This is a genomic window from Streptomyces sp. CA-250714, assembly GCF_050936705.1.
Lineage (GTDB): Bacteria > Actinomycetota > Actinomycetes > Streptomycetales > Streptomycetaceae > Streptomyces.
In genome coordinates, this window is the sequence record NZ_JBNJMI010000001.1 from 230,200 (window position 1) to 246,609 (window position 16,410).

General features: G+C 70.1%; 15 protein-coding genes. 14 read left to right on the forward strand and 1 reads right to left on the reverse strand.

The annotated features are described in order from the left end of the window. The first annotated feature begins 136 nt into the window (after positions 1-136). The 8 genes from ACQEU8_RS01230 to ACQEU8_RS01265 all read left to right on the forward strand — a co-directional run bounded on the left by ACQEU8_RS01230 (position 137) and on the right by ACQEU8_RS01265 (position 6,467). The gene (locus ACQEU8_RS01230; protein ID WP_433095811.1) at positions 137-487 is read left to right on the forward strand and encodes a YciI family protein; all 351 of its coding nucleotides are present in this window, start codon (positions 137-139) and stop codon (positions 485-487) included. Positions 488-492: 5 nt separating this feature from the next. Beyond that, positions 493-1,830 carry an RNA polymerase sigma factor gene (locus tag ACQEU8_RS01235; RefSeq protein ID WP_433095813.1) on the forward strand — a complete coding sequence of 446 codons (1,338 nt, stop codon included), beginning with the start codon at positions 493-495 and terminating at the stop codon, positions 1,828-1,830. A 394-nt stretch (positions 1,831-2,224) separates the two neighbouring features. Continuing rightward, the gene (locus ACQEU8_RS01240) at positions 2,225-2,581 is read left to right on the forward strand and encodes a hypothetical protein (protein WP_433095815.1); all 357 of its coding nucleotides are present in this window, start codon (positions 2,225-2,227) and stop codon (positions 2,579-2,581) included. A gap of 455 nt (positions 2,582-3,036) precedes the next feature. Continuing rightward, on the forward strand, positions 3,037-3,378 hold the full coding sequence (locus tag ACQEU8_RS01245; RefSeq protein ID WP_433095817.1) for a class I SAM-dependent methyltransferase: 342 nt from the start codon (positions 3,037-3,039) through the stop codon (positions 3,376-3,378). A 637-nt stretch (positions 3,379-4,015) separates the two neighbouring features. After that, positions 4,016-4,183 (forward strand): hypothetical protein, encoded by a 168-nt coding sequence (locus ACQEU8_RS01250; RefSeq protein ID WP_433095820.1) that lies wholly within the window; start codon positions 4,016-4,018, stop codon positions 4,181-4,183. A gap of 8 nt (positions 4,184-4,191) precedes the next feature. Then, positions 4,192-4,647: a hypothetical protein gene (locus tag ACQEU8_RS01255; protein ID WP_433095822.1), complete on the forward strand. Its 456-nt coding sequence runs from the start codon at positions 4,192-4,194 to the stop codon at positions 4,645-4,647. 54 nt (positions 4,648-4,701) lie between these two features. Continuing rightward, positions 4,702-5,127: a hypothetical protein gene (locus ACQEU8_RS01260; RefSeq protein ID WP_433095824.1), complete on the forward strand. Its 426-nt coding sequence runs from the start codon at positions 4,702-4,704 to the stop codon at positions 5,125-5,127. A gap of 578 nt (positions 5,128-5,705) precedes the next feature. Then, positions 5,706-6,467 carry an SDR family NAD(P)-dependent oxidoreductase gene (locus ACQEU8_RS01265; protein WP_433095826.1) on the forward strand — a complete coding sequence of 254 codons (762 nt, stop codon included), beginning with the start codon at positions 5,706-5,708 and terminating at the stop codon, positions 6,465-6,467. Positions 6,468-6,533: 66 nt separating this feature from the next. Here the strand turns inward: ACQEU8_RS01265 and ACQEU8_RS01270 are convergent, their stop codons facing one another. Continuing rightward, positions 6,534-7,838 (reverse strand): MFS transporter, encoded by a 1,305-nt coding sequence (locus tag ACQEU8_RS01270; protein ID WP_433095828.1) that lies wholly within the window; start codon positions 7,836-7,838, stop codon positions 6,534-6,536. Positions 7,839-8,326: 488 nt separating this feature from the next. Between ACQEU8_RS01270 and ACQEU8_RS01275 the strand changes: the two genes are divergently transcribed. From ACQEU8_RS01275 to ACQEU8_RS01300, 6 genes are read left to right on the forward strand one after another with little or no spacing between them, the layout of a single operon-like run. Further along, a complete protein-coding gene (locus ACQEU8_RS01275) occupies positions 8,327-10,372 on the forward strand; it encodes an amino acid adenylation domain-containing protein (RefSeq protein WP_433095830.1) in 2,046 nt (681 codons plus the stop codon). After that, positions 10,359-11,192, forward strand: a complete 834-nt coding sequence (locus ACQEU8_RS01280) for a hypothetical protein (RefSeq protein WP_433095832.1) — start codon at positions 10,359-10,361, stop codon at positions 11,190-11,192. Before ACQEU8_RS01275 ends, ACQEU8_RS01280 begins: the two co-directional genes overlap by 14 nt. After that, the gene (locus tag ACQEU8_RS01285) at positions 11,189-13,021 is read left to right on the forward strand and encodes an amino acid adenylation domain-containing protein (RefSeq protein WP_433095834.1); all 1,833 of its coding nucleotides are present in this window, start codon (positions 11,189-11,191) and stop codon (positions 13,019-13,021) included. The genes ACQEU8_RS01280 and ACQEU8_RS01285 overlap by 4 nt, the downstream gene beginning before the upstream one ends. Beyond that, positions 13,018-14,310, forward strand: a complete 1,293-nt coding sequence (locus tag ACQEU8_RS01290; RefSeq protein ID WP_433095836.1) for a cytochrome P450 — start codon at positions 13,018-13,020, stop codon at positions 14,308-14,310. Before ACQEU8_RS01285 ends, ACQEU8_RS01290 begins: the two co-directional genes overlap by 4 nt. Positions 14,311-14,359: 49 nt before the next feature. Next, a complete protein-coding gene (locus ACQEU8_RS01295; RefSeq protein ID WP_433095838.1) occupies positions 14,360-15,151 on the forward strand; it encodes a thioesterase II family protein in 792 nt (263 codons plus the stop codon). Beyond that, entirely contained in the window at positions 15,148-16,371 is a 1,224-nt protein-coding gene (locus tag ACQEU8_RS01300) for a cytochrome P450 family protein (protein WP_433095840.1), read from the forward strand. The genes ACQEU8_RS01295 and ACQEU8_RS01300 overlap by 4 nt, the downstream gene beginning before the upstream one ends. Positions 16,372-16,410 lie beyond the last annotated feature (39 nt).

Genomic DNA, 16,410 nt, shown 5'->3' on the forward strand with positions numbered 1-16,410 from the left:
GACCTCTGCCGCCGGGCCGTACCCCTCGCGGAAACTTTTTGTCCGGCGCTGTCGATCCGGCGGCATCCCGTTCGTCGTCATGGTGTACGGCGGCTCGCCGTGCGAGGAACATCAGGATCTGAGGAGGAGCCGGACGATGAAGTACATGTTGCTGATCCACAGTGGTGCCATCGACGCCAACGGCGGGGCCGCCGAGTGCAGCGTCGAGGACTGGATGGCGTACGACAAGAGCGTGCGGGACGCGGGCATCTACGTCTCAGGGGAGTCGCTGGCGGACCTGGTCACGGCCACCACGGTCCGGGTCGGCGCGGACGGTGAGCGTAACGTCACCGACGGGCCGTTCGCCGAGACGCGCGAGGTGCTCGGCGGCTTCTATGTGATCGACGTGCCGGACCTGGATGCCGCCCTCGAATGGGCTGCCCGCTGCCCCGGCGCACGCGGCAGCGGGTCGGTCGTGGTGCGGCCGGTCGCCGATTTCGGGGCCTGAGAGCGATGGACGAGGGAGCCGTGGACGCCGCCGACGCCACACAACCCGTTACCTCGCTGGTGGAGTCGGTGTTCCGGGAGGAACACGGGCGGCTCCTCGCCTCCCTCGTCAGCCGCTTCGGCGACCTCGACCTGGCGGAAGAGGTCGCCTCGGAGGCCCTTGAGGCGGCGCTGGTGCACTGGCCGGCCGACGGCGTGCCGAAGCGGCCCGGTGCCTGGCTGCTGACCACGGCACGCCGCAAGGCCGTCGACCGGCTGCGGCGGGATCACGCGTACGCAGCCCGGCTCGCCGTCCTTCAGGTGGAAGCGGACCGGGCCGCTCCTGCCCCGCCCCCGGACGCGGGTGGGGGAAGTGAGCTGCCCGATGAGCGGTTGCAGCTGTTCTTCACCTGCGCCCACCCTGCCCTTTCGGCCGAGGCCCGCAGCGCGCTGATGCTGCGCTGCTTGGCCGGGCTGACGACACCCGAGGTCGCGCGGGCCTTCCTGGTACCGCCCGCGACGATGGCCCAGCGGATCGTACGGGCGAAGAAGAAGATCCGCCAGGCACGGATCCCGTTCCGGGTGCCCGGCGCCGACGAGCTGCCCGAGCGCCTGGAGGGGGTCCTCCAGGTCATCTACTCCCTCTTCACCGAGGGGTACACGGCCAGCTCCGGACCCCGGCTCCAGCGGCCCGGCCTCGCCGAGGAAGCCATCCGGCTGGCGCGGATCCTGCACCGGCTGCTACCCGCCGAGCGGGAGGCCACCGGGCTGCTCGCCCTGATGCTCCTGATCCACGCCCGGCGCGACGCCCGTACCGGCCCGGACGGCGAACTCGTACTGCTGGAGGACCAGGACCGCGGCCGCTGGGACCACCCGCTGATCGCCGAGGGCCTCGCCCTGGTACCCGTCGCGCTGACCGGCGGCCCGCCCGGCCGCTACGGAGTGCAGGCCGCGATCGCCGCCCTGCACGACGAGGCCACGGACCTGGCGGCCACCGACTGGCCGCAGATCGTGGCGCTCTACGACGTACTGCTCGCACTCGACCCCTCCCCCGTCGTCGCCGTGAACCGCGCCGCGGCCGTGGCGATGCGCGACGGCCCCGACGCGGGCCTCGCACTGCTCGACGCCCTGGCCGACGAGCCGCTGCTGCGCGGCTACCACCCCTACCCGGCCGCCCGCGCTGACCTCCTGCACCGGCTCGGCCGGCTATCCGAGGCCGCAGCCGCCTACCGGCAAGCACTCGACCTGGCCGGCACCGAACCTGAACGGGCGCATTTGCGGCACAGGCTCCAGGCAGTCGAGTCGGAGACCTGCCGACCGCAGGTGGGCCGACCGCCCCGGCCGGACAGCACGGGCGGCGCCTGACGCGCCCACGAGCGGCGCCGCTGACATGCGCCGTGTGCAGGGGTGCGGTCGTGTCGTACGAGAGGGGACCATGCCGGAGGGCTCCGGCTCCGGCCCGGAGCCTCGTCCGGGCGTCAAATGGCCGAGCAGCAAGGGCAATTACTTTTCCCAGGAGCGAGTAACCGGCCGTCCGCAATGGGAAATCGCTCGCTCACCTATTGAGGAATGTTGCGGAATACGTGCCAAATTCCGACATCCTGGGGCCGTGTAACGCGGCGGCCTTGCACGGCGCAGACGTACACGGGCCCGCGCCACGGCCGGCCGTGTTCGTGACGTGACAGGAGCCTCTCCCGGGAGATCCAGGAGGTCCCGCCATACCGCGACTTCCCCATGAATGCGTTCAGATTGGATTCCAGTGAGCAACACCGATCCGATGTCCGGACACCGCGCCTACGACCAGCCGGCGGGGCGTCCGCACCGCTACGAGAGAAGCCAGGGCACCGCCCGGCGAGCAGCCCTGACCGTCCAGACCATCGCTGACATCGCCGCCGGTTTCCTGGTTCTGTGGATCCTGCTCTACCTGCTCGGGGCCAACCAGTCCAATGTCTTCGTGGAGTTCGTGCACGGCACGGCCGACTGGCTGGCGTGGTGGTCACAGGATATTTTCACCATGGACACAGAGGGTCTTCGTGTTCTCCTCAATTACGGCCTGCCCGCTTTGATTTATCTGGTGATCGGCCATGGTATCGGTGCGCGGCTCAACCGCGCATGACCGCATTCTCAGCCGCCCGGATGACCGCCTCCTCCGGTACCGGGCGGCACCCCGGTACCGGGGAGCGGGTGACTGCGGCGCGCAGAGAAGACAGCTGAAAGAACGCGAGGTGAATACACGTTTTCGCCTCCGCATCATGGATTTCACGGTCCGACCGGGCGGCCGGAAGTACAACACCACGAAGGACCAGCCGCTATGACACCTGACGCAACCGGAAGCGATCATCTGCCCATCTACGAGAGCCTGGTGCGTGAACGCGGCGACGTCGTGACGGATGCCCGCGTGGTAGCCGAACAGGCCCGACACCAGGCAGCGCAGGCGCTGAACAGGCACGATGGCAGTCAGTGGGAGCCCTCGTCCCCGATAAGCCCTGCCCACCAAGGACCCCGGTAGCGCACCCGCACCCGGCACGCCCAGCTCATCCGCGAACGGCGCCATCGGGAGCTCTCGACGCCTTGCCGCTGGGCGCTGATCGCCGCGGAAGCGTCGGCCTCGGTGACGGCGCGGGTCGCTCCGACTTCAGCCCGGTGGGTCTGGAACTGCTGCGCGAGGCCGCTGAAGCCCAAGCCGTAGCGCGGCGGGTCACGACGGCGGTTCACGATGTCCGCGAGCCCCTGCCGCTCTCGGCCACTTCGGTGGACGCCGTGTTCGCGCACATGCTGCTCTGCATGACGCTGTCCACCGAAGAGATCCACGCCCTGGTCGCCGAGGGCTGGACCCTGGAGGAGGTCGACGCCTTTGAGGAAGGCGGACTCCCCCGGCGCCTGTGGCGTGTCGCCCAGACCCTCCCCGGCTGAGCACGCAGCGCTGGCGACGTACGGGCACATCGCGAGCACGCAGACAGCGGCTGGCTGCTGAACGCGCGCGCAGCGAGGACAGGCGCCGGGCGAGGGTTTCGCACGGGTTATCGGTATCACTGGTGCTGCGGGTTTGTTCTGGAGGCGCAGAACAACCCCTGAGGCACTCCCCCCTTGCTGCGAACAGCGCGTACGTCGTTCTTCCGAGAGGGGGAAACGCGGAGCCGTTCGGGGAGTTTCGGGCCTGCCCGAAACTCCTGGCTCATTTCCGGGGGGCCATGGATCCTGTTCATGCCGCGTCCGTTGCGAAATACGAGGACGTGGGGGGTGTGTGCCGACCTCGACCTGCGGCACGACAAGGGGGAACAACTGAATGCGCACATTACGAGATGCGGCGGCTTGCGCTGGCGCCGTACTGATCGCGAGTGGCGGTCTGACCGCGGGCGCCACTGCTGCCTACGCCGGGGGCGCCTCCGAATTGGCGGTGCGGAAGGCATCGACCGTATGCGAAGAATTCCGGGCTCCGTATGCGAGGTGCGAATCGCCTTCGAAGGGCCGCACTCAGGGGGCCTACCTCGACAAGGGGGATAAGGTCGACATCCTCGACCGGTACCGGAACGGTCGGTCGACGAAGGTGGTGCTCCACGTCAAGGGGAGCGGAAAGGCGTACTTCTCCAGCAAGGGCCAGCAGCACAGGGTCATCGGAAACCGCTACACCGAGGGCAAGAAGGTCCGCATCAAGGTGTGCACCTCATTCAGCAAGAATGCCAAGTGCTCCGGCTGGAGCGGCTGGGGGACCACGTGAAGCACCATATGCACGCACGCGAGAAGGCTGTCGCAGCCGCCTGTGCCCTGGCCATCACCGCAGGTGGGCTCGCCGCCTCAGTGGGAACAGCCTCCGCCGACACGCCCACACCCCGGCGCACCGCTTCGGTGAGCCTCGCCGAAGCGAAGAAGACGAAATGCTACACCCATGCGGTCTCGGACATCACCGCCGGATGCGCCTCCTCCAAGAAGAACCGGACGTTCGCCTGGTTCGATACCGACGGGGACGACATCGGTATCGTGGACCGCTACCGCAATGGGCGGTCCACGAAGGTGAAGCTCAAAGTCGAGGGCTACAAGGTCCGGAAGTACAGCAGCAAGGGCAAGAGTTTGCGGGTCGTCGACGCCAACTTCAAGGAGAACAGGATGGTGCGCATCAAGGTGTGTACCTCCTTCAGCAAGAAGGCCAAGTGCTCCGGTTGGAGCAAATGGGATGTGACCTGAGTGCGAAGCGGCAAGAAAACGCTTCGGGAGTCCCGCTGACAGGAGACACCACCCATGAACGTACGCAGCAACCGAATCGCGGCGGCCTGCGCGGGCATGCTCATAGCTCCCGCACTCGTCGCGGTCCCCGCGGTTGCCGATTCAGGCGACGGTGCACCGCAATTGAGGAAGACCACATGCGAGACCGTGACGGTCGAGCCCGCCGCGTTCTGCCGCAGTTCCAAGCGGAATGTGACGCAAGTGACGTACTACGACAAGGGCGATGAGATCAACATCCTCGACAGGTACAACAACAATCGCTGGACAAAGGCGATCGTCCATGTCAAAGGCCACTCGAAGAAGAAGTTCAGCAGCAAGGGCAAGAAGCACCGGGTCGTGGCAGGGCACTATCCCGAGGACCGGTCGATCCGGGTGAAGGTCTGCACCTCGTGGACGAAGAAGGCCAAGTGCAGCGGCTGGTCGCGCTATTTCGCGACTTGAGGCCAGGTAGGGGCTGAGCGGGGGTGGTCACCCGGCGTGCCGGGTGACCACAGGCCCCAGACAGCGGCCGCGGGGTGGCTGACCGCGGCCGTTCGTCAAACGACATCAGCCGGCAACTGCTGCCGCTAGGGGCCGGGTTCGGCTTCGGAGAAGGCCTGCTTGCCCCAAGTCCTTGATTTCGGGGGCTTGAGAGAGGTCAGACCGGTGCCGGCGGGAGATCGAACCCCGACGACGATCCGCTTGAGGAGCACCTGCTCCCGGTGTGGCCCACCCCTGTCGATGAGCCCGCGCTGCGCAAGGCGACCAGCGAGACCGCCCTGTGGCCAAGGGCAGTGGAGGCCCCTCCCGTGGAGACTTCTCCGTCCGGGCCGTCTCGCGGGCCGACCACCATGCCGCGGACCGGCAACGACTGCAATCCATCAGACACGGCGCACACCTGCCCAGGCGCGGGCAGCTGAGCCGCAGCGGCTCGCGGCTGGTTGTCGCTCGGCGTGGCTCATTTTCTCTCCCTTTGGTTGCCATGCGGCTGCTAGGGTCCCAGCGCATATTCGGCAGGCGTTCTGCGGATGCGTACGAGAATGAGGGAGCCCGGAACGGTGGAAAAGGAAAATCGCGTCGCGGTGGTCACTGGTTCCTCCTCCGGTATCGGCGCCGGAACTGCCCGCTTGCTGGCGGAACGTGGCATGCGCGTCGTCGTCAATTCGAGCTCCTCGGCCGAGGCGGGCGAGGCGTTGGCGGCGGAGCTTCCGGGGGCCGTCTATATCGGCGCCGACGTGGCCGACGAGAATGCCGCGCGTCGACTGGTGACGGAAACGGAGAAGGCGTTCGGCAGGCTGGATGTCCTGGTGAACTGCGCGGGGATCACCGCGCATATTCCGATGGACGATCTGCAGGCCGCCGATCCCGGGGTGTGGCGCCGGTTGTTCGACGTCAATGTCCTGGGGGTGTGGAACATGGTGACCGCCGCCGAAAAGCACCTCCGCCAGGCGAGCGGTGGAGGATGCGTCATCAACATCTCCTCGATTTCCGGCATACGGCCGGGTGGGAGTTCCGTTCCGTACGCCGTGAGCAAGGCGGCGGTGAATCACATGACCCGTATTCTCGCCAAGGCGTTGGGGCCCGATGTGCGGGTCAACGCCGTCGCTCCTGGGATGACGGACACGCCGTGGTTCGACGCCTTCGAGGACAAGCAGGAGCGGATCGACCGGGCCTCGGAGGTGATCCCGTTGCGGCGCGTCGGGCAGCCGGAGGATGTGGCGAGGGCCTGCCTGGACCTGATCAACTCCCCCTATATCACCGGGCAGATACTCGCTGTCGACGGCGGCACGCAGCTGCTCTAGACCGTCGCCGGTGATCTTCCCCTGTTCTGGTACGGGGGCGGGTCCAACTGGGGCGCCGGACCGGCCCTATGTGACCACGCGCGGCTGCTCGTCCTCGCCGTCCGACGCCTCGGTGGGAACGTCGCCCGGCTGCCGTGCCAGGCGGACGCCGCGTACCGACGGCAGGCACAGGATGAAGGCGTTGGCCGCGACCTGCCAGCAGACGCCGAAGGCCAGTACCGCCGAGATGCTGGTCCGCTCCGCCAGCGGTCCGGCCAGCGCCAACCCGATCGGGCCGATGGAGTAGGCGCCGAAAGACACGTAGGACATGACGCGGGAGAGAGCTTCGTGCGGCACATGCTGCTGGATGGTGGTCATCCACAGCGCGTTGAACACCGAGTTGGCGACGCCTGCGGCGAGTGCGCCGGCGCAGACCATGACCAGCGGAGCCTGGGCGGCCAGCGCGCCGGAAGGCGCCGCCCACAGCACCGTGACCAGCGTGGTGACCAGCAGTGGGCGCGTGGGTCGCCTGCCGAGCAGCAGGAGCGCACCGAGGATGGAGCCGAGGCCGTAGACCGCCACGATGGTGCCCCATGAGCCGGCCCCGCTGTAGGTCTCCTTGGCGGCGGCCGGTCCGAGCACCAGATACGGTGCCCACACCAGGAAGTTGAACATGGTGAACTGGAGCGTGACGGTCCACAGCCACCGGTACTTGGTGAACATGCCCCAGCCGTCGCGGAGTTCACGCAGGACGCCGGGGCCGGCGGCGGTCCGCGACTCCGGTACCCGCAGGCGCAGCAGGAAGAGTCCGCACAGCGCGTAGGTGCCCGCGTCGACCAGCAGCACTGCTGCCGGTGAGATGAAGGTGACCAGCACGCCGGCGAGCGCCGGTCCCGCGACTCCGGCCACCGAGTTGCCGAGCCCGATCAGGGTGTTGGCGTCGGGCAGCCGGGCGGGAGAGACCACATGCGGCACCAGCCCGTCGAAGGACGGTTTGAAGAACGCCTCGCCGACGCCGCCCAGCGCAGCCAGTACGAGGAGTTGCCACAGCCGCGCCGAGTCGGTCATCAGCAGGACCGCCAGCGCCCCCTGGGTCAGCGCGCGCAGCCAGTCGGAGCACAGCATGATCAGACGGCGCGGCAGCCGGTCCCCGAGCACGCCGCCGCCCAGCAGGAAGACGACGAGCGGCACGATACGTGCTGCCATGACGAAGCTCAGGTCGGAGAGGGAGCCGGTGGCCTCCAGCACGGCGAAGGAGAGTGCGACCGTCGCCATGGCGCTGCCGAGCATCGAGGTGGTGTAGCCGGCGAAAAAAGTGCGGAAGTTGCGTTCCCGCAGCACAGCCAGATTTCGTAAGGCGCCGCGCAGGGGGTGGTTGGGGCGGCTCGCCATGTGTGCGGTCGCTCCTTCGGTGGGGGGTGCCGCGCGAGGTGTGTGCAGACCGAACGTTCTTATATCACGGGGTTCATGGGCTTCGCGAGAGCGGCGCGGGGAGACCTTGGCAACAGCTGCGGGGAATCCTCGGTAGCGGCCCTTGCCGCATGAGGCGGGGGCCGCTCGGGTTCCGCTTCAGGCCCTCTAAGCGGACGCGCATATTCCTGGTTTGGCGGCCGTAGCCGTTGGGCACGACTTCGGATCGGGCGTCGGGCTCGCATATGACAGCGGGAACGACCGCTTGACAGGCCGCCGAAGGTCGCGGTTTTCTGATGCAGTTCCGGTCTGGACCGCTACTGAGGATCCGAGCCGGGGGAGTTCGCATTTCGCGCTCCCCGAATTCCACGTCATTTCAGCTGTGTATTCCACTTGCTCTTTCGCGGGGTAGTGGGCTGCCATCTCACAAGGATGAAGTCCGCATTCCGCTGACGTCGTGGAGGTGTGACATGAATCCCCCGGATGGCGAGCGGCACGACGATGTGTGGCAGGCGGTGGTGAACACCGCCGCACAGCATCCGGACTTGGTCGCGCTCTGCGACGGGGTCGAGGAGATCAGCTATGCGCGGCTCGTCGCGGAGGCCGAGCGCAGGGCCGCCGCACTGCACGCGCATGGGCTGGTGGAGGGGGACGTCGTCGCCCTGTGTTCGGGCCGTTCGGTGCAGCAGGTGCTCGCCGTTGCGGGGATCCTCGCGGCCGGGGGCGCGGTCGCGCCGTTTCCGGCCCAGCAGGCGGCCGGCACCACCCGGGAGGCGATCGCACGGTTGGCGCCGCGGCTGGTGCTCGCGGAGAAGGACGCCGACTCACTCTTTCCCGGGGCGTTATCGCTCGATCTGCCGGAACCCGCTGCGCCGGCCCCGCCCCTGAAGGAGTCCGGACCTGCCGACCACGTCCCGCGGCCCCGCAGCACCGGAGCACGGTCCGACCGCCTCGCGTACGTGCTGCACACCTCCGGCTCCTCCGGCCGGCCGAAGGCCGTCCATGTACCGCACTCGGCGGTGCGCAATCGCTTCTCCTGGGGCCAGTCCCTCTACCCCATAGGGCCCGAGGACACCGTGCTCTACGCGGGGTCGCTGGTGTTCGACTGCCAGATGTGGGTCGTCCTCGCGCCGCTGTGCTACGGCGCCACCCTGCTGGTCGCCCCCGAGGGCGCGGAGGCCGAACCGCAGCGCCTGGCCGAGCTGGCCCGGGAGCACAGGGTCACCGTGATGCACTTCGTCCCCTCCCTCCTGCGGGAGTTCCTCGCCGCCGGTGCGGGAGCGGGCCTGGCCGGGCTCAGCTATCTGCTCGTCGCGGGCGAGCGGCTGCCCGGGGAGCTGGCCGCCCAGATCTTCGCCTCGACCGGGGCCCGCGTCATCAACCAGTACGGGCCGACCGAGACCTGCATCGACGTCCTCAACCACGAGCTGACACCCCAGGACGCGGCAGCCGAAGCGGTGCCCATCGGGCGGCCCATCGCCGGGGTACGCGCCGTGGTGCGCGACGAGCGGGGCCGCCCCGTGCCGAGCGGCGGTACCGGGGAACTCCTCCTCGGTGGCAGGTGCCTGGCGTGGGGGTACGGCGATCCCGCGCAGACCGCGGAGCGGTTCGTACCGGACGACGACCCGGCACACCCGGGACAGCGTCTCTACCGCACCGGGGATCTGGTCCGCGACCGCGGTGACGGCGTCTACGAGTTCCTCGGCCGGGTCGACCACCAAGTGAAGATCCGCGGGGTCCGAGTGGAGCCCTCCGAGACGGAACACGCCCTGCTGCGGCACCCGGCAGTGGCGCAGGCCGTGGTGGTGAGCGTGCCCGACGAGGGAGGCGAGGCGCGGCTGGTGGCCCATGTGGTCGCCGCCGACGCGGCGCGTGGCCTGCCCTCCGAGGCCGGGCTGCGCGGCTTCCTGCTGGACCGGCTGCCGCCCGCGGCACTGCCGAGCGCCTATCACGAGCACGACGCCCTGCCCCGGTTACGGAGCGGCAAGATCGACCGGCTGGCTCTGGCGGACAGCCGCTACGCACCCGCGCGGCAGGAACCTTCCGCGCCCGGGGCGCCGGCTTCCGACCCGCCGCTGACCGGCACCGAACGTGCCGTCGCCGAGCTGTGGCAGGACCTGCTGGGAACCGGACCGCTCGGCCGGGCCGCCGACTACTTCGAGCTGGGCGGCCAGTCCCTGCTCACCATGCGGATGATCGCGCGGATCAGGCGCCGATTCGGGGTGCGTCTCCCGGCCAGAACGGTGTTCTCGGCGCCGACGGTCGCGCTGTTCGCCGCAGCGATCGACGAGGCAGTCGACGAGGCGGGCAACCGGTCCGGGCACCACGCCGGAACGACGCCGGGGCCGATGACGCCGGAGCCGGTGACGACCGAGCCGATGACGCCGGAGTCGGTGACAACCGACCCGGTAACGGCCGAGCCGATGACTCCGGGGCCGATGACAACCGAACCGGTGGCCGCAGAAAGCGCCACTCGTGCGGAAACTTCCGGGGGCCGTACCGATGCCGGGCGCTGAGCGCAGCGCCACCTCGCGGCTCGTCGTTCCGAGCCGGTACAACGGCCCTGCCGACTCCGCGCAGGGCGGGCTGGTGTGCGGTCTGCTCGCGGCGCTTGCCGAGCCGCGGCTGGGTCCCGATGTGGTGGTGACTCTCCATGCGCCGCCACCACTTGATACGGCGCTGGAGCTGCGCCCGGCCGGTCGCCGGTGTGTGCTCTACGAGCAGGAGCGGCTGGTCGCCGTCGTCACCGCGACTCGGCGGCCGCCTCCCCGCCCGCCCGCCTGGGTGCCTTACGCCCGCGCCCAGGAGGCGGCCGAACGCTTCGAGGGGGTGCGGGGGCATCCGTTCCCGGACTGCTTCGTGTGCGGTCACGACCGTCCCGACGGCCTCGGCCTGCGTCCTGGTCCCGTCCGCGGAGAGACCGACACGGTGGCTTCTCCCTGGCGTCCCCGGGTCGAACCCGCCGAGGGTCCCGGGCGACCCGTACCGGCCGAACTCGTCTGGGCGGCGCTGGACTGCCCCGGAGGCTGGGCCGACGACCCGGTGCGCCGGCCGATGGTGCTGCACCGGATGACCGCCCGTATCGACGCACCGCCGAGGACGGGGGACAGCTGCGTGGTGGTCGGACGCGTCACCCGCCGCGAAGAGCGCACGAGCGAGAACGTCACCGCCCTGTACGACGTCTCCGGCGCTCTCCTGGCATGGGCAGCCGCCACCTGGGTCGCGGTCGGAACCGGAACGGGGACGGAGACCGCGCCCGGCGCCGGAGCGCGGACCGGGCCCGTTCATGACCTGTCGGGGAAACACCAGACCGCTGTTGAAGGGACGCCATCGTGACCGAGCACCAGCACACGCACCAAGGCGCCGGTGAGGGCACGGAATCGGTGCACAGCCTCTTCGCGCGGCAGGCGGCGGCCACCCCCACCGCACCGGCGGTCGGCACCCGTGACGTCTCCGTCAGCTACCAGGAGCTGGACCTGGCCTCCGGCCGGCTCGCCCACCACCTGCGCGACCGCGGCGTACGGCCCGGGGACGCGGTGGCCGTCACCATGCCCCGCGGCACGACGTTGATCACCGCGCTGCTGGCTGTCCTCAAGTGCGGTGCGCAGTACGTCGCGATCGAGCAGAGCGAGCCCACCGAGCGGGCCGCGGCGATGCTCGGGGCGGCCGGCGCCCGGCTGGTGCTGGCCGGTCCCGGGGAGCAGCGGCACTTCCCCGAGGCAGACGTCGCAGTGCTCGACCCCGCCGGGGAGGGCTGTGCCGGGCTGCCGGTCGCCGAGCCGCAGCCCGTGCCGGCCCAGGCGCCCGCCTACACCGCGTTCACCTCGGGTTCCACCGGGACTCCCAAGGGCGTGACCGTGCCGCACGGCGCCGTGGTGCGGATCGCCCGCGGCAACGGCTTCCTCCCTCTCGGCGGTACGGACGCCGTCCTGCAGCTCGCGCCCGTCGCCTTCGACGCCTCGACGCTGGAGATCTGGGCGCCGCTGCTCAACGGTGCCCGACTGGTGCCGTACCCGGAACCGCGTCCGGAGCCGGAGGGAGTCGTCGAGTTCGCCACGGCGCAGGGGGTGACGGCGATGTGGCTCACCGCCGGTCTCTTCCACCAGGTCGCCGAACGCCGGCCGGGCGGCCTGGTGGGGCTGCGTCACCTGCTGGCGGGTGGGGACGTGCTCTCCCCCACGCATGTCAACCGGGTGCTCGCCGCGCTTCCCGGGCTGCGGCTGGTCAACGGCTACGGTCCGACCGAGAACACCACCTTCACCTGCTGCCATGTGATGACGGAGCCCGTGGAGGGCACCAGCGTGCCCATCGGCAGCCCTGTACGGGGCACCCGGGTGCATCTGCTGGATGCCGCGCTGACACCCGTGCCTGACGGTGAACCGGGAGAGGTGTACGCGGGAGGGCTCGGGCTCGCACACGGTTATGCCCGGGACCCGGCGCTCACCGCGGAGCGGTTCGTGCCCGATCCGTTCTCGGGCGTCCCCGGCGCGCGGCTGTACCGCACCGGGGATCTGGCCAGGAAACTGCCCGGCGGAGAGCTGGAGTTCCTCGGGCGGTCCGACGCGCAGGTCAAGATCCGCGGCTTCCGGGTGGAGCCGGGAGAGGTGGAGACGGTGCTGCGCCGCCACGCCGAGATCGCCGACTGCGCCGTCGTGGTACAGGGCGATGGCGGCGCCGGCAGACGGCTGGCGGCCTTCATGGTCGGCGAGGAACGCATCCGCGTGCCCCGGCTGCGCAGATGGCTCGCCGAACGGCTGCCCGGCTATCTGGTGCCGACCGTCCTCCAGCAGCTCGAGGCCCTGCCGTTGACCGGAACCGGCAAGGTCGACCGGGGCACCCTCGCCAAGCGGCGCAGCCGCCGCAGACCCGAGTGCGACGCCGACTTCCGCGCGCCGGGCACCGGGCTGGAGCACTGGCTGACCCGGGTATGGGCCGACACCCTCCAGTACGAGGAGATAGGTGTGGACGACGACTTCTTCGAGCTGGGCGGCCATTCCCTGATGGCCACTCAGATCACTGCGGAGATCGCCGAGACCCACGATGTGCTGGTCACGGCGCGCGCCTTCTACGAGCACCCCACCGTCGCCGAACTGGCCGCCTATCTGGAGGATCGCCTCCCCGCTGAGCAGCGCGGGGACGGCCCGCGCGAGGGGGTGGGCCGATGAGGATCACCCGGCCCCGCTCCGTTCCCGACCTCGATCCCGCGGCCGTCGATCTGGCCGATCCGCAGCTGTACGCGACCGGCGATCCGCACGCGGTCTGGCTCGCCCTGCGGGAGCGGAACCCGGTATGGCGGCAGACGCTTCCGGACGGCCGCTCCTTCTGGTCGGTCACCCGCTACCACGATGTCAACGATGTGCTGCGGGACCACACCCGCTTCACGTCCGAACGCGGAACCCTGCTGTCCACCCTGGCCGTCGACGATCCGGCGGGCGGCAAGATGATGGCCGCCAGCGACCCACCGACCCATACGGCGATGCGCGAGCCGTTGTCCAAAGCCCTGTCGGCGCGCAGCCTGCGCCGCTGGGAGCCGCGTATCCGGCGGATGGTGCACCGGCTCATCGCCCCGCTCGCCGACGGCGTCGCATGGGACATCGCCGAGGCGTCCGCCGCCTTCCCGATGGCGTTCACCGGCACGCTGATGGGGCTGCCCGAGCGGGACTGGCCCAGGCTCACACAGCTGACGACGATGGCGATCGCACCCGACGACGCGGAGTTCAGCGAGGGGCGCGGCACCCTGGTCGCCGCGCACCACGAGCTGTTCGAGTACTTCGCCGACCATCTGCACACGACCCGGGACTCGGCCGACGACTCCCTCGTCGGTTTTCTGCGCGGCATGACGGTCGGCGAACGGCGGCTGCGCCAGGACGAGATCGTCTACAACTGCTACAGCCTGCTGCTCGGTGCCAACGTCACGACCCCGCATGCGGTGGCCGGGACCGTGCTGGCCTTCGTCGAGGAGCCCGCACAGTACGCGCGGCTCACCCTCGATCCCGGGGTGGTCGCCCGCGCCGTCGAGGAGGGGTTGCGCTGGTCCTCACCGGCCAACCATTTCATGCGGTACACCAAGCGGGAGACGGAGCTGAGCGGGGTACGCCTCGGCGCCGGGGAGGCCGTGGTGGCCTGGCTGGGGTCGGCCAACCGCGACCGGCGGGTCTTCGCCGACCCGTTCACGTTCGACGTCGCCCGCTCCCCGAACCGGCACGTGGCCTTCGGTTTCGGACCGCACTACTGCGTGGGCGCGCCGCTGGCCCGTATCGCGCTGCGCATCCTCTTCGAGGAAGTCGTGCGGCACGTGGCCGAGTTCGAGCAGGCCGGGCCCGTCGAGCATCTGGCCTCGAACTTCGTCGCCGGCATCAAGCATCTGCCGGTCACGGCACGGCTGCGGCCGGGGGCTGCCGAACGGCTCGACGCAGCAAGGGCGGCCGAGCCCCGTCGGGAGGTCGTGCCGTGACCGTTCTTCGTGGTTCTCCGCGCCATGTTCCGTCGTTCGGAGGTGTGCGATGGCTGAGGTGAAAGGCGCCGGCCGCTGGCTGCTGCGCCGGCCCGGCAGTGCGGCAGGGGCGCGGCTGTTCCTGCTGCCCTACTCCGGGGTCGGCGCCTCGATGTACAACCGCTGGCCCGAGCAGATCGGTCCGGCCGAGGTGTGCCGTATCCAGCTCCCCGGCCGGGAGAACCGGATTCGGGAGCCGCACTACGGCACCTACCCGGAGCTGGCCGAGCGGCTGGCGGAGGCGCTGCTGCCGTATCTGGACCGGCCGTTCGGCTTCTTCGGGCACTGCGGCGGTGCCCTGCCCGGTTTCGCCACGGCCCTGTTCCTGGCCGAGCACGGGCTGCCCACTCCGGCGTGGCTGTTCGTCTCCTCCCAGGTCGCCCCGCATCTGGGACCGTACGGGCGGTTCCTGGAGCTGCGGCAGGACCAGTTGCGCGAGGAGCTGCGGGAGATGGTGGTCGCGATGGGCGGCCGGCCGCAGCCCGACATGATCGACCTGGGCATGAGGGTGCTGGAGGCCGATCTGGCCGCCAACCGTGCCTACCGGCTGCCCGGCCCGGTGCGGCTGCCCTGCACCGTCCATGCCCTCTCCTGGCAGGACGACCACGAGATACGGCCCGAGCAGATGGCCGGCTGGGACGCGTACCCGGAACCGGGCCGCTACCGCGAAACCCTATTGCCCGGCGGCCACTTCGCGTTCCTCGACGCGCCGGAGCCGTTGTGCGCGGCGCTCGCCGGGACCATGTCGGCCGCGGACTCGCCGGCGCCCTCGCCGGTCACCGACATCGAGGAGCACGCATGACCGAGGCCGGCACCAGCGACTACGTATCGGGAGCGCTCAAGGAGGGCGGCGACCCCGACCCGTACGCCAACTACGCCTGGCTGCGCGAGAACGCCCCCGTCAGCGAGGTCTACACCCCGCACCGCACGGGCCGTACCTGGCTGGTCACCTCCTACGAGCTGGTCAGGCGCTGGCTGGCCGATCCGCGGCTGAGCAACGACGACCGCAACTCGGCTGCGCCGCCCGCTCCGTTCGGGAGCGGCGAGTGGGATCCGGCCCGCGGCCTGCTCGACCTCGACCGGCCGGAGCACACCCGGCTGCGCAGGCTGGTGGCCGGCGCGTTCAGCGCCGGGGCGGTGGACGCCATGCGGCCCATGATGGCGCGGATCACCGGCGAGGCCATCGACGCGTTCGCCGACGCGGGCAGCTGCGATCTGGTGGAGTCATTCTCGCTGCCGGTGCCCGTGGCGATCATCCACAAGGTGCTGGGTATCCCCGAGGAACAGCGCGAGCCCCCGGCTCGGTGCATGGAGATGTTCTACAAGGCGGGTCTGACCGACCCGCTGGACCTGGACGCGCTGCACGGGCTGCTGGAGTACACCCAGCGCCTGGCCGGCTACAAGCGCGCCAACCCGGGCAACGATGTCGCCGCCGCCCTGCTGAAAGGCTTCGAGACCGGCCAGCTGCGCGACGAGAACGAACTGGCCGCCATGATCCTCTCCGTGCTGGGCGCCGGCCATGTGACGACCGTGCAGTTCCTGGGTGCGGCGGTCTACCGGCTGCTCCAGCACCCCGACCAGTTGCGGGCCGTGCTGTCGGGCGAGGTCGGCTGGGCGAACGTCGTCAACGAGATCCTGCGCTACGACTCCCCCGTCCAGGCATCCGTCTACCGGTACGCCACCGAGGACCTCACCCTCGGCGACGTCCACATCAGCAAGGGCGACGCGGTGCTGCTGTGTGTGGCCGCCGCCAACCGGGACCCTGAGTACGTGTCCGACCCGGAGGAGTTCCGGGTCGACCGTCCACTGCGCGGCAACCTGGCCTTCGGGCACGGTGCCCATCTGTGTCTGGGCGCCCATCTGGCCCGGCTGGAGGGGGAGATCGCGCTGGACGCGCTGTTCACCCGGCTGCAGGACCTCGCGCTCGCCATCCCCGCCGACCGCGTCGTGTGGACGTACGGCCCCATGCTGCGCGGCCCCCGCGCGCTGCCCGTCACCTTCCGGGCGGCCCGGGCCCGGTGACCGGGCTCCCCCACCGCTCCCCTGCTCCGTTCCCCCATT

Bases quoted from the DNA above. Each gene is read 5' to 3' on its own strand.
- ACQEU8_RS01230 (WP_433095811.1), top strand. From the start codon at position 137: ATGAAGTACATGTTGCTGATCCACAGTGGTGCCATCGACGCCAACGGC.
- ACQEU8_RS01235 (WP_433095813.1), top strand. From the start codon at position 493: ATGGACGAGGGAGCCGTGGACGCCGCCGACGCCACACAACCCGTTACC.
- ACQEU8_RS01255 (WP_433095822.1), top strand. From the start codon at position 4,192: ATGCACGCACGCGAGAAGGCTGTCGCAGCCGCCTGTGCCCTGGCCATC.
- ACQEU8_RS01260 (WP_433095824.1), top strand. From the start codon at position 4,702: ATGAACGTACGCAGCAACCGAATCGCGGCGGCCTGCGCGGGCATGCTC.
- ACQEU8_RS01265 (WP_433095826.1), top strand. From the start codon at position 5,706: ATGAGGGAGCCCGGAACGGTGGAAAAGGAAAATCGCGTCGCGGTGGTC.
- ACQEU8_RS01270 (WP_433095828.1), bottom strand. From the start codon at position 7,838: ATGGCGAGCCGCCCCAACCACCCCCTGCGCGGCGCCTTACGAAATCTG.
- ACQEU8_RS01275 (WP_433095830.1), top strand. From the start codon at position 8,327: ATGAATCCCCCGGATGGCGAGCGGCACGACGATGTGTGGCAGGCGGTG.
- ACQEU8_RS01280 (WP_433095832.1), top strand. From the start codon at position 10,359: ATGCCGGGCGCTGAGCGCAGCGCCACCTCGCGGCTCGTCGTTCCGAGC.
- ACQEU8_RS01290 (WP_433095836.1), top strand. From the start codon at position 13,018: ATGAGGATCACCCGGCCCCGCTCCGTTCCCGACCTCGATCCCGCGGCC.
- ACQEU8_RS01295 (WP_433095838.1), top strand. From the start codon at position 14,360: ATGGCTGAGGTGAAAGGCGCCGGCCGCTGGCTGCTGCGCCGGCCCGGC.
- ACQEU8_RS01300 (WP_433095840.1), top strand. From the start codon at position 15,148: ATGACCGAGGCCGGCACCAGCGACTACGTATCGGGAGCGCTCAAGGAG.